This window comes from Bacillus ndiopicus, assembly GCF_000612805.1.
Lineage (GTDB): Bacteria > Bacillota > Bacilli > Bacillales_A > Planococcaceae > Metasolibacillus > Metasolibacillus ndiopicus.
This window is the reverse complement of the sequence record NZ_HG964406.1, coordinates 347,620-361,126: the sequence shown is the minus strand read 5'-3', so window position 1 is coordinate 361,126 and position 13,507 is coordinate 347,620. Positions and strand designations below refer to the sequence as shown.

The following is a 13,507-nucleotide window of genomic DNA, read 5'->3' as shown; positions in this document are numbered from 1 at the left end:
TGTATCTTATTTACTCCACTCATCAATTTTCATTTTCAAATTAGCCCCACCGATTAGAAAAATCAATAAGGCAGTAGCTATTGCTGAAGCATTAATTAAATTTTCTTGTAGCGTGCCTAATTGCTCCCTCGCATAAAGCTGTACAAATGGCATAATAATACTGGCAATCATAGAAAATAAAATATATTTCGTCCAGCTTCTTTTTAGCTTGTCTGCATAGATAAATTTATAAAATTGACGAAAAACAATTAACCAGGCAATAAAAAGTAAAAATATTTTCATGTAAAGGTCTCCTGAATCCTTGTTTTTTACATATTATACCACAAATGAGGTGGGGTGGATTATTCGATAAATTGAAAATATTTAAGGAAGAGAAGCCCAACTAGCTTTTAAGTGAAAATCAACTCTTCTCACAAGAACAAATACTTCAATAAAAATGCAAAAAGCTGTAGAGAAAGGCAAGTATCAGCTTGCTTTCCCTACAGCCTAATTGTTAAAAATGATAATCATCCTCTGATGGTGTTGGAATTTCATGTGGCTCAATATGCACAAGCACCACACAATAAGGATTGAATTTTTTTACTGTACTTTCTATTTGCTCGGTGATTTCGTGACTTTCCCACACATTCAAATAGGGATTTACTGTTACTGTTACATCGACAAAGTACATATTGCCATGTGTACGCCCTTTAAAATCTACCAGGCTGGCTACCCCATCTACTTTACGAACAAGATCGCAAAGTATTTCCGTATCTTCCGTATTAAAACCATCCGTTAATGTATGCACAGCTTCCCAAAATATTTCTACGCCAGTTTTGACGATAATAATACCAACAATTAATGCTGTAATTACATCGATAATAGGGAAGCCAACGATGGCAGCTCCGATACCAATTGCTGTACCAATACTAACAAGTGCATCTGAACGATTATCATAGGCAGCAGCTTTGACCGCATTACTATTTATTTTCTTCGCTAACGCCATATTGTAACGATAAACAACATACATAATAACAGCACTAATTAGAGCAACGATAGCTGTCAGCATAGAAGGGACATCGTGTGAAGGATTCCATATATTTTTAATAGAAGATATCAGCACTTGAATACCTACGGCAATCATAATAAAAGCAGCTATTAGTGAAGCTACTGTTTCGGCACGTAAATGACCATATTGATGGTTGTCGTCTGCAGGCTTTTGTGAAATGCGTAAACCAACTAATACGGCAATCGAAGCGATAATGTCGGTTGTATTATTTAATCCGTCTGCTTTTAATGCTGCTGAGCCTCCAATATAGCCAACAATCAATTTCATAGCACTTAAAGCAATATAAGTACCAATCGATAGCCAAGCCCCTTTTTCACCAGCACGTAAATTTGTATATAGTTCCACAATGTTTCCTCCTAGAAAGACTTTTAGACATGACAAAGAGCGTGTCTGAAAATAACTTTTCAGACACGCTCTTTGCGATAAGGATGGTGACATTTTAATATGACCACCGCAGAAGCAAATATTTAATAAGTTGTATGGGGATGGGAAACTAAACGTTCCAGCATCCCCATTTTATTTCAAAGGGTTAAGCTTCTTCAATTAAATCTTCAACAATTTTAACATCTTCTAGCTTTTTGATTTCGAGATATAAAATATGGTGTCCATCAGATTCTTTTATTGTGAATTGACATCCGTGCGCCTCGAATGTATCACCTTCAACTACATCGAAATGCTGTGTCATAACCCAGCCGCCGATAGTATCAATGTCTTCGTCTTCGATTTCGATACCTAAAATATCATTGACGTTTTCCAAAAGCATCTTAGCATCAATAATAAAATGACCTTCGCTTACTTCTTGAATTTCAGGGATTTCATCTTCATCAAATTCGTCTTGAATATCACCGACAATTTCCTCGATAATATCCTCAATCGTCACTAAACCGGATGTTCCACCGTATTCATCTAATAAAATTGCTAAATGAATGCGTTCTTGTTGGAATTTTAATAATAAATCACTAATAGGGATCGTGTCAATTACACGAATCACCGGCTGCATATAATCTTCTACTTTTGTATCACCATTTACAGGGTCTTTTACAAAGGCAGTTAATAAATGCTTCATGTTTACTAAGCCGATAACATGATCTTTATCGCCATCTGTAATTGGATAGCGTGTATATTGTTCAACGCCCATTACTTCAAACACTTCACGTAATGTTTGGTCTTTTTCAATGCTAATAATTTCAGTTCGGGGTACCATAATTTCTTTTGCGATTCGATCAGAAAACTCGAAAATACTGTTTACATATTCGTATTCAGAGTGATTAATTTCTCCACCTTTTAAGCTATCTGATAAAATCATACGAAGCTCTTCCTCAGAGTGTGCTGCTTCCGATTCAGAAACCATTTTTAAACCAAAAAGTCCTGTAATCGCGCGGGCTGAGCCGTTTAGTGCGCGGATAAAAGGATACATAATGTTATGGAATAGAATTAGTGGTCCTGCTAAATTTAAGGTTACAGCCTCTGCTTTTTGAATAGCTAAAGTTTTTGGCGATAATTCCCCTACGACAACGTGTAAAAACGTTACAAGTGAAAATGCAATAATAAATGAAAGAAGCGATGTAATGCGACCTTCTAAACCGAATAACTCGAATAATGGATGTAAAATCAGGGCAAATGTTGGCTCACCTAACCAACCTAATCCGAGTGCGGTAATTGTAATTCCAAGCTGACATGCTGATAAATATTCATCTAAGCTTGAAACCACTTTCTTCGCTTTAATCGCTTTTTTATTCCCTTCAGCGACAAGTTGGTCGATTCGTGTAGTTCTTACTTTTACTATTGCAAACTCTGTTGCAACGAAAAATGCCGTAGCAGCAATTAATAGAGCAAATGCTACAAGCCTTATGGTTAGCTCTCCTATATCTCCGTCCAAATAAATCCTTTACTTGCGGCCCAAATGAGGGTGGCAAATAAAGAGTACACCTCCTATTATTAAAAAAATTTTTGAATACTTTTATCATAAAATATTTCACAACAAAAAACAATTTTTGATGATGATTTTTTTATAATAATAGTTGAGTGAATATTCCGTTAAGTATTATATAATTGATTATAAATACAGAATATGTGGGTAAATGGAGAATTTATGTGCGCTTTTTTGGTGAAGGATGCGATGTTTAGGATTATCATCATAACTCAATATAAAGTCTAGGTCGAGGTGCGATTGATTATGAAATATGTTGCAGGTTTGGTGACTTACTTTACTTACAAAGGAGGGATTAATAATATGAAAATGAAAATATTTATGCCGCTTGTTGGTTTGTTGCTTTTGCTAGTAGCTTGTGCAGATGAAAAGAAGGAGACGTGGCAGGAAAGTACATTTTTTGAATCAGGTGGTTTTCAAATGCTTGGTATAAAAGATAAAGTGGGCTTTATTTACGATAAAGAAGCAATACCATTTACAGCGAATCAGCCAAATAAATATATGTGGCATTTTTGGGGTGGTGAAGATGTATTAACAGGTGATATTAAAGTAATGGGAGCATTTGAAGATGAGCCAGACGAAAAAATTGAAATTTTATACGATAAAATTGGGTTTTTAAGTGCTCATAATGGTGCAGACTATCATATACCTAGTATGATGGAGCTTCCGAAAGCAGGGATGTGGAAGCTAGAAGTTTATGTAGACGATAAAATTTTTGATACGATTTATGTTGAGGTAATGTGATTAAGCTATCGACAGAATTCACAAAAACATTTTATTTTTCAAAAAATATTGACTTAGTAAATTTTTGTATGCTAATCTTAAGGGGCACTAAATAATTTAAGGAAATGGAGGGAAGGATTATGATGATTTTATTTAACAACACAATAACTAAACATTTTAATCCGGACCTGTAGCATGTTCTTTTTATTATTTGCTTGAACGCACATAATAGCAAGATGATACAGGCACGTCCCTGTATCTCTTTATTTAGGCATGTATCCTAATAAAAAGGGGATATATGTCTTTTTTTGTGCCTATACTGTGCAAAATTAGATGAAGGAGGACATCGATATGTTCAAACAGTTCAAAGCAAAAATTTTAAAAAGGGAATCGCTAGATAGTGGATAGTGTAATTTTAGGTGAAGGTAGGTAAAAATTATTATGTTTGATGTATTAGGAAAATTAACATGGTTTTTCAAACAGCATTGGAAGCGTTATACGATTGCCATTGTTCTGCTTATTTTAGCAAGTGTCGTTGAAGTAGTACCACCATGGGTACTTGGGCAAGCGATAGATAAAATGACGTCGGGACTAATGACGAAGGAGCTACTTAGTTTTTATATAGTAGGCATATTCATTATCATGGTAGTTAGCTATTTAATGAATTTCGTATGGCAATACCAATTATTCGGTGGTGCAATTACATTGGAGCGTATTTTACGTAAACGATTGATGCACCAGTTTTTAAAGATGACACCAACGTTTTATGAGAAAAATCGTACAGGTGATTTAATGGCCCGCTCGACGAATGATTTAAATGCGGTATCGTTAACAGCAGGCTTCGGTATTATGACATTGATTGATTCAACAGTTTATATGGCAGCAATTATTGTAGCGATGGGCTTCCTTATCTCATGGAAGCTAACACTTTTTGCGATGTTACCTGTACCGATTATGGCTATTTTAATTCAATATTTAGGGAAAATCGTTCATGAGCGTTACATGACAGCGCAGGAGGCGTTCGGTGAGTTAAACGATGATGTACTTGAATCTGTTGCAGGGGTACGTGTAATCCGAGCTTATGTACAAGAGCAGAAGGATGAAGTTCGTTTTGCTAATAAAGTTGAGGACGTATTCAAAAAAAATATTCATGTAGCAAAAATTAACGCATTATTCGGACCAATTACAAAAGCAGGTACCGCAATTTGTTATGTTGTAGCATTAGGCTATGGGGCAGTTTTGGTATCAAATAATGAGCTAACAGTTGGTCAGCTTGTTACGTTCAACGTTTATTTAGGGTTAGCAGTATGGCCGATGTTTGCAATTGGTGAGCTTATTAACGTGATGCAGCAAGGGAATGCCTCTCTTGACCGTGTACAGGAAACGCTTGATTATGAGGCAGATGTACAAAATCCAGCGCAGGCGGTGGCATTACAAGCACCAACAGCAATTGGTTTTAATGATTTCACATTCCAATATCCTTTATCACAAGTGAAAAACTTGCAGCAAATTTCAGTTGCGTTAAAGCAAGGGCAAACTTTAGGAGTTGTCGGAAAGACGGGTGCAGGGAAAACGACATTTGTTAAGCAGTTATTACGAGAGTATCCTCTTGGGGATGGTCAATTAACAATTGGCGATATTGATTTAGCACAGCAAACGAAGGAGCAAGTACTTGATTGGATTGGTTATGTGCCACAGGATCATGTATTATTCTCAAGAACAATTCGTGAAAATATTTTATTTGGTAAAGAAGATGCAACAGAGGCGCAAATTGCAGAAGCAATTCGACTTGCGCATTTTGAGCAAGATTTAGAAAACTTACCGATGGGCATGGAAACGCTAGTAGGAGAGAAGGGTGTTTCGCTATCGGGTGGACAAAAGCAGCGTGTATCGATTGCACGTGCACTCATTAAAAATCCTGAAATTTTAATTTTGGATGATTCATTGTCAGCAGTTGATGCTAAAACGGAGGCAAAAATTATCGACAATATCCAAAATGAACGTAGTGGTAAAACAACGATTATTACAACGCATCGTTTATCAGGCATTCAGCATGCAGAGCATATTATCGTGCTAGATGAAGGGATGATTACAGAGCAAGGTACACATGAGGAGCTTCTTGCACAGAATGGTTGGTATAAAGAGCAATTTGACCGCCAGCAGCTAGAGGGGGGATCTGAATGAGTACAAGTAAACGTTTGTATCATTACGCATTAAAATTTAAAAAGCCAATTTTATTCGGGCTTACTTTATTAACATTGGCTGTTTTTACAGAGCTAGCAGGACCATTTATCGCAAAGCATATTATTGATAATTATATGACGCCAGGGACAATTGCAGTTAAACCATTAACATGGTTATTAATTGTGTTCTTTGGATTATCAATAGCGACAGCGATTTTACGTTATTTTATGTTTATTTATTTGCAAATTGGGGCGAATCGCGTTGTACAACAAATGCGTCGAGACGTTTTTGGACATATTCAAACATTGCCGATTCATTACTTTGACAATTTACCAGCCGGTAAAGTAGTGGCGCGTGTAACGAATGATACAGAGGCTGTACGTAATTTATATGTGCAAGTATTAGCCCAGTTTGCGACAAGCATTATTTCCATTGCAGGGGTTTATATTGCTTTATTTATTTTAGATATTAAATTGGGGCTAATTTCTTTAATCGTAATTCCACTTGTATATGTTTGGATGATTGGTTATCGTAAATTCGCTGCGAAATACAATCATGTTATTCGTACAAAAATTGCTGATATTAACGCGATGATTAACGAATCGATTAACGGAATGACAATTATTCAAGCATTCCGTCGTGAAGACCAGATGAAAAAAGAATTCGCGGAAATGAATAATGAGCATTATGAATACGAGCGCAAGCTGTTATTTTTAGACTCAGCGACATCATTCAACTTAGTAAATGTATTCCGCTTGTTAATGTTCATCGTGTTCGTTTATTACTTTGGTACGCAATCAATGACAATACCAGAAGCGATATCTGCGGGGACATTGTATGCCCTTGTGGACTATTTAACACGGTTGTTCAACCCAATTGTTCAATTTGTTAACCAGTTTTCACAGTTAGAGCGTTCATTAGTAGCAGGTTCTCGTGTATTTGAGCTATTGGATCAACAAGGTGAACAGGTAAGCGAACACCGCATCCCGCGTTATGAGGGCAATGTTGTGTTTGAAGATGTGTCCTTCGCATATAAAGATGATGAGTACGTGCTGAAAAATTTAAACTTTGAAGCGAAGAAGGGCGAAACAGTCGCACTTGTTGGGCATACGGGATCGGGGAAGAGCTCGATTATGAACTTGTTATTCCGCTTCTATGATCCACAAAAAGGGCGTATTACAATTGATGGGCAGGATATTACAAGTTTGCCTCGTCAATCAATTCGTGACCATATGGGCATTGTGCTACAAGACCCGTATTTATTTACAGGAACAATCGCTACCAATGTTAGCTTAAATGACGAGCGTATTTCACGCGAAGCTGTGGAAAAGGCGCTAGCTGCTGTAGGTGGAGAGCGCGTGTTAGCTAATTTAGAAAAAGGCTTAGATGAACCAGTAATTGAAAAAGGAAGTACGCTTTCTTCAGGGCAACGTCAATTAATTTCCTTTGCACGCGCATTAGCCTTCAATCCAGCAATTTTAATATTAGATGAGGCAACATCGAATATTGATACGGAAACAGAGGAAATTATTCAGCATGCAATGGATGTGTTAAAGCAAGGGCGTACAACATTTATTATCGCCCACCGTCTATCAACAATTAAAAATGCAGATAAAATTCTCGTATTAGACCGTGGCAAAATCGTTGAACAAGGTACACATGAGGAGCTTCTAAAATTAGGTGGCCGCTATGAGACGATGTACCAGCTTCAGGCTAATTCATTGAATGGCTAAATAGGTGAGAGGTTGTCCGAAAAGCAGGCTAGCGCGCCGCTTTCCGGGCAACTTTTTTATTTTTGATAACCATTTAGAAATATGTGAGTATTCTATAAACGGTTAAAAGTACTGGTTTTACACTGTTTTCTGTCATTTTTAAAGTGAATAAATAAAGATGAATTTTTTGTTGTGTCAAAAACAATTTTGGCTTTTTAGATAACATCTTTTTAATTGATTCGGGTAGTGGATGGGCGAAAATACAACTTTGTTGGGCGAATTAGGTCTTTGGTTTATAAGGAGGAGTAATTATGGTGAAAAATAAGCAGCTAGCAACATTTCTAGCACACTTAAATAACAAGCAAGCACATCATATCGGCTATTGTGGAGAAAATGTAGAAGAAATCAAGCAAACATTACAAGAAGATTTTGGGAAAGACGCTTTTGAAATAGCATATGATGATGGACAAATTACGGCAGCTATTGGTTTAGATATAGATGGGACAAGCGCAGAGGTATGGGGACCATTTATTAAAGAAGAGGATCATGCATTGCTTTTAACAAATATGTGGCAGCAACTTTTAGAAAAGAATCCAACCATTAAGGAATTTCAATTTTTTATTAATGAACAAAATAAGTTAGCAAACACATTTGTAAATTCAATTAATGCACAGCAGATAGGGCAGCATGCTGTTTTATTATGGCAGCAACAAGACCAACAAGTAGAGACATCCTTCATTTTTTATGAGCCACACTTTTATGAGGCTTTTGCTGAGCTGCATAATGCTGCATTTCCAAATACGTATTATAATGCGGATACAATTATTAAACGTCTAAATGACGAGAATGAATTGCTATTATTAGTAGACGAAATAGGGCAGTTACAAGGTTATGCTTATATTGAAGTAGACAACGTACACAAAGAAGCAGCAATAGAATATATTGCGATTGCGCCTACATTCTGGCGACAAGGACTTGGCACAAAGCTACTGTCAACAGCTCTTGCGCGCATTAGCACAACGCACCAAATCCCAGAAGTACAATTAACAGTTGGGAAAACAAATGACAGTGCACTGCGTCTATATATAGCAGCAGGCTTTACTGTGAAGCATGAATTAATAAGTTATCATTTGAGAAAAGATTAAAAAAGAGGGCTGTCAAAAAATTTTTTGACAGCCCTTTCGCATTTTTTCTAAAGTATTTATCTGTGTTAAAATTAACCTAAAATACCCATACATTTGTAGGTGATGAAATGATAAAACCCGTGCAATTTGTTTTGTTTTGTAAAATACATCGCATCAATTTAATGCAAAATATTAGCTCCTATGTTCAATTGGAGGAAGGACTACTTCCTGAGGAGAAGCAAGAGATTATCGAGTTTGCGGACCATTTTTTAAGCTTTGTTATTAAACAAAGCGATGTGGATGAACTAAACAATTTAACAAATCAACTTCAATTGTTTATCCAAGTGCACTTACGTCAAGTGTCGGGGCAGTTTTTAAATTTATTTCGAGCTGTTTTCGAGCAATCGACATTACGCTTATTATTTGATCAAAAACATCCCCAAATAGAGCATTTGTTTATTTTTTTGTCCAATTGCATGGTGAGCTTAATGCAGCAGTATTATGCATCAGTGGATCAATCACACGGGCAGCAAGCACTAGATATGAACCGACTTGATAAAATGGATGAAATTCTTATTCGTGCTTCTAGCGCTGAGGAATTACCTGCTATTTTAGAAGAGCTGAAGGCTATTTTCCAATTTAAACGTTGTATTTTTTATGTTTATATCCCTTGGAAAAATGAATTTCAAGGAATGTTCGGTGATCAACTAGAAATTGTACAAAATATTAAAGGTAAACTAACCGCGGATTTTCCAATTTTTAGTTTAAAGCAGTCGCTCTATTTACGAGAGCCATATCCATATATTGATGATGACATGATTAAGAAATTCAATTTATCCTCAATGCTTTTTATTCCTGTTGTTGACAGAAATCAGCTATACGGTTGGTTAGAGCTAGACCAAAAGGGAGAGTTTTTCCCATATTCACAATTGCAGTTAGATACATTAGAGCTTGTTGGGAAACGTCTTGGTTTATTGTTATCGCGTAAACCGGCTGCCTCTAACCTTAAGCAGCAATCAGAATTGACTGAGAAGGAGCATAGCGTTATGTATCTAATTGCTGAAGGATATAGCAATAAAGAAATTGCAGCTACTTTATTTATTAGTGAGTTTACAGTGCGTGACTATGTGCAACGACTGCTTAGCAAACTGCAAGCAAAAAACCGCACACATTTAGTGAATGAAGCATTTAAGCGCGGAATTTTATAATAGACAGACATATCTTGAAATGATATTGCTTATTTACTACGAAAAACGTATATTTAGATTATCGAATTAATTGTATGAAGAACGAGGTGCGGTAAGTGAGAAAATGGCTTCGTGAGTGGGGAAAAAGCTTTCAATCTTTTAATCGGAATATACGTTTATTTATTTTATCAAATGTGCTTATTCAAATTGGAATGGGCGTATTTAGTGTAATGTACAATTTATATATTCGAGAGCTCGGATTACCTGAGTCAGTCAATGGTAGTGTAATTTCTGTGACATCGCTTGCAACGGCGTTGATGCTTATACCAGCGGGGCTTTTAAGTGATAAACTTGGACGTAAATGGCTCTTGATTATCGGTTCTACTTTGACGGCTATTTTACTTGTAGGGCGCAGCGTTGTGACTGCTGAGCAGCCAATGCTAATGCTTGCTTTTGGAATGGGAATTGTTTGGGCATTAGCGCAAGTTTCAGGTGTGCCATTTTTAGCTGAAAATTCGAGTCCGCGAGAACGTATGCAATTGTTTAGTATTCATTTTGCTCTTGTCACAGTATCGAATGTTATCGGTAATTTATTAGGCGGAATTATCGCTGATAGCCTGCAATGGTTAGCTAAAATGGGAGAGGTACAAAGCATTCAAATCTCTCTATTAATGGGCTGTGTTATTTTCTTCTGCGGCTTATTCCCATTATTTAAGCTCAAACCAGTAGCGACGAATGCCCAAAAAGCTAAAGGAGCACTACAAGAAGAAGCATCTGAAGTACGCAAGGAAGCAAGCTGGTCCTTTAATTTAAAAATGATTTTATTTTTCGGTACAGCCAATTTATTAGTAGGGTTTGGTGCTGGCTTAGTTATTCCGTATTTAAATTTATATTTTGCAAATCGCTTTGATGCTTCTAATTCCTATATTGGACTTATACTAGCGTTAGGCTCAGCAATGACAACAGTTGCGATGCTGATAGGTCCGATGCTAGTGAAGCGCGTTGGCAAAGTAAGGGCGCTTGTGTTATTTCAGCTAATGTCGATTCCATTTTTATTTTTAACAGCCTTTACAAATTCTTTGTTTTTAGCATCCCTAGGCTTTTTAATGCGCCAAGCATTGATGAATGCAGGTAACCCAATCCAAAGTGCGATTGCAATGGAAGTTGTGCATGATAAGTATAAGGGGCTAGCCAACTCGGTCAATCAAATGGTCTTTAACTTAGGTTGGGCGGTTATGGGCTTACCAGCAGCGTGGCTTGTCACGACATACGGTTCATACTGGGGCTATGCCTATGCCTTCTCCATTACTGGTGGTCTATATTTAATTGCTTCAACATTTTTCTATATTACATTTGGGCGCAAATATACGTTGAAAGAAGAGTCGAACATAAGGTAAAAAGACACTTAACAATCGGTAGTATAATACTCCAATTGTTGGGTGTCTTTTGTTTAAATGCAAGGGCAAATAATATGGAATAACAATACATATTCCAAAGTTCCTCTAATCAAGCGAAAATTTCAAAAATACCGATGGCTATAAGAAGCCAGCCTGAAATAGCTGTGGAGTATCGCCCAATAAAAGTTTTCGTTAATAACATGCCGAAATGGCTACCAATCGCTATTGTGATAAATGAAAAAACACCAATAGAAATGACTACCCATATTGTTGTAATATCATTTGCACCAATAGCAATGCCCGTTGCAAAGCAGTTAGCTGATAAAACAAGCCCTATTGTAATGGCTTCTTTTAAAGAAAGGATAGAATTTTTATCTTTACCAAATGGCTTTACACAGCCTGCCTTAACAAAACGGCTCGATAACAACGTCCAAACCCCAATAGCACAGAGTAAAAGACTTCCTAACAGATTGGCTAAATAAACTGAAATATAGTCAATTAGCGCCTCGCCAATTGTAACTGCCACATATGTCACAATCATAGATAATATCGCAATTATCGCATTTGAGATTATTGGAATTTTAATTCGTTTTATTCCATATGCTAAACTTATGCCCAAGTTATCTAAATTCACTGCTATCCCGATAAGAATGATAGTAATCCACTGCATCAAATCCACCTCGAAACCGTTTGTCTATTTTTCCTCCATATTATATGAGTAGAATGATATTTGGTTCGACAGAGCGATGAATGTATTCGTTTTAAATGGAAAATTGATCCTGTTCTAAAGGGCTATCATTATCGATAAATTACAGACGTTTCGGTTAAAAATACAAAGAGGTAGTTCAAATACTACATTAAAAAAGACCGACTGGGAATTGCAGATGCTATCCTGCTATTCTTCGTCAGCCTTTTCAATATGATGTTAAGCAACTCTTAGTTTTTTTAAGAAATGAATAGCGAACGTCACTATAAACACAATAGTTAGCACAATAAAAAACATATAATGTGGAATGTGAATACCCACTATGCTAACGAGCATTTTCAGCGCAACGATACCAATGATAATAAAGGCTGCTTCCTCTAGTTCGGGTATTTTTTCAATAACAGCTAAAAATAAACCTGCAATGGTTCTCATCATTAAAATACCTAGCATTCCGCCAATCATTAATATCCATACTTGATTAGATATTGCAAAAGCGGCAAAGATGGCATCAAGTGAAAAGGCGATGTCCATTAGCTCAATCATAATAACGGTTGCCCAAAAGCTCCCAAAAAGCCGAACTAATAATCCCGATTTATTAACTTCTTTGACACTATCCTCTTCCCCTATTTGTGCGAAATGTGCGATACATAGCCACCCTAAATATAAGGCACCCAGCAATTTTATAAACCAAAATTCTACCAAATAAACACCAATGCCTATAAACAAAAATCGAAAAAAGTAAGCCCCCACCATACCATACATTAACGCCCGTTTTCGTTGCTTATTTGGTAAATGCTTAACAAGCACTGCGAGTACAAGTGCATTATCCGCTGATAGCAAGCCCTCGATAATAATAAGTGATGATATAAGTCCCCAAGATACTGGGTCAGATAAAATTGCCTTCCACATGCCCCAATCGAAAAATTGAATGTATATAGATAGAATTTCTTGAATGATTTCCAAATACATACCCTCCTACTAATCCTATGCTAGTCTAATATATGCTTAGCTATTTTGGTTATGAGGAGGAAGATTACCTGTTGATGGAAATATGCTTGAATAAGTGGGAAATCCAATATAATCGATTGCGATGAAAGAAAATCATCATATAGGATAAAAAATCGGAAGCTTGTTTGATGGAATTAAAATAGGGTGCTAACAAAACTGTAACTGTTTTGTTAGCACCCTAAATTGTTTACGCGTTAGGCACTTAATCATACACATGAAATAACATTAGTTCATGCACCATCTTCTCCACAGCCGCTAAATTCTCAACAGCAGGCGATGCTCCGATAAATCGAATGCTCCCATCCTTATGATACTCTGCTTGATAACGCTGCTGTTTATAGAAAAAGGTTATTAGCCAACCTGGTAGCTGCTTATTATCATACAACGGTTTAAAATTAAAATGCTGAATCATGAAACCACCCCTTCCTATTCATCGTACTAAATAAGTGAAACGTTATGCAATATATATCGATTGTTTTGTGAAATTG

General features: G+C 36.5%; 12 protein-coding genes. 6 read left to right on the top strand and 6 right to left on the bottom strand.

Translation table 11 applies throughout. The annotated features are described in order from the left end of the window. Window positions 1-6 precede the first annotated feature (6 nt). The 3 genes from TY13_RS13140 to TY13_RS13130 all read right to left on the bottom strand — a co-directional run bounded on the left by TY13_RS13140 (window position 7) and on the right by TY13_RS13130 (window position 2,927). Window positions 7-282, bottom strand: coding sequence for a hypothetical protein (locus tag TY13_RS13140; RefSeq protein WP_042476772.1), 276 nt, complete (start codon window positions 280-282; stop codon window positions 7-9). Between the two features lie 211 nt (window positions 283-493). Next, window positions 494-1,393 (bottom strand): cation diffusion facilitator family transporter, encoded by a 900-nt coding sequence (locus TY13_RS13135; RefSeq protein ID WP_042476769.1) that lies wholly within the window; start codon window positions 1,391-1,393, stop codon window positions 494-496. Between the two features lie 184 nt (window positions 1,394-1,577). Next, window positions 1,578-2,927 (bottom strand): hemolysin family protein, encoded by a 1,350-nt coding sequence (locus TY13_RS13130; protein WP_042476768.1) that lies wholly within the window; start codon window positions 2,925-2,927, stop codon window positions 1,578-1,580. A 354-nt stretch (window positions 2,928-3,281) separates the two neighbouring features. Here TY13_RS13130 and TY13_RS13125 point away from each other — a divergent pair, with 354 nt between their 5' ends. From TY13_RS13125 to TY13_RS13100, 6 genes are all read left to right on the top strand, one after another. Further along, window positions 3,282-3,722 carry a DUF4871 domain-containing protein gene (locus TY13_RS13125; RefSeq protein WP_042476765.1) on the top strand — a complete coding sequence of 147 codons (441 nt, stop codon included), beginning with the start codon at window positions 3,282-3,284 and terminating at the stop codon, window positions 3,720-3,722. 420 nt (window positions 3,723-4,142) lie between these two features. Next, window positions 4,143-5,885: an ABC transporter ATP-binding protein gene (locus tag TY13_RS13120; protein WP_042476762.1), complete on the top strand. Its 1,743-nt coding sequence runs from the start codon at window positions 4,143-4,145 to the stop codon at window positions 5,883-5,885. Continuing rightward, window positions 5,882-7,618, top strand: a complete 1,737-nt coding sequence (locus TY13_RS13115; RefSeq protein WP_042476759.1) for an ABC transporter ATP-binding protein — start codon at window positions 5,882-5,884, stop codon at window positions 7,616-7,618. Before TY13_RS13120 ends, TY13_RS13115 begins: the two co-directional genes overlap by 4 nt. Window positions 7,619-7,908: 290 nt before the next feature. Beyond that, a complete protein-coding gene (locus TY13_RS13110; protein WP_042476755.1) occupies window positions 7,909-8,742 on the top strand; it encodes a GNAT family N-acetyltransferase in 834 nt (277 codons plus the stop codon). Window positions 8,743-8,849: 107 nt separating this feature from the next. Continuing rightward, entirely contained in the window at window positions 8,850-9,929 is a 1,080-nt protein-coding gene (locus tag TY13_RS19900) for a LuxR C-terminal-related transcriptional regulator (protein ID WP_052344335.1), read from the top strand. A gap of 95 nt (window positions 9,930-10,024) precedes the next feature. Beyond that, window positions 10,025-11,305 carry an MFS transporter gene (locus tag TY13_RS13100; RefSeq protein ID WP_042476752.1) on the top strand — a complete coding sequence of 427 codons (1,281 nt, stop codon included), beginning with the start codon at window positions 10,025-10,027 and terminating at the stop codon, window positions 11,303-11,305. Window positions 11,306-11,414: 109 nt separating this feature from the next. Here the strand turns inward: TY13_RS13100 and TY13_RS13095 are convergent, their stop codons facing one another. From TY13_RS13095 to TY13_RS13085, 3 genes are all read right to left on the bottom strand, one after another. Beyond that, entirely contained in the window at window positions 11,415-11,975 is a 561-nt protein-coding gene (locus TY13_RS13095; RefSeq protein ID WP_042476751.1) for a manganese efflux pump MntP, read from the bottom strand. A gap of 255 nt (window positions 11,976-12,230) precedes the next feature. Further along, entirely contained in the window at window positions 12,231-12,974 is a 744-nt protein-coding gene (locus tag TY13_RS13090) for a TerC family protein (protein WP_042476748.1), read from the bottom strand. A 247-nt stretch (window positions 12,975-13,221) separates the two neighbouring features. Beyond that, entirely contained in the window at window positions 13,222-13,431 is a 210-nt protein-coding gene (locus TY13_RS13085) for a YheE family protein (RefSeq protein ID WP_042476745.1), read from the bottom strand. Between the last annotated feature and the right edge of the window lie 76 nt (window positions 13,432-13,507).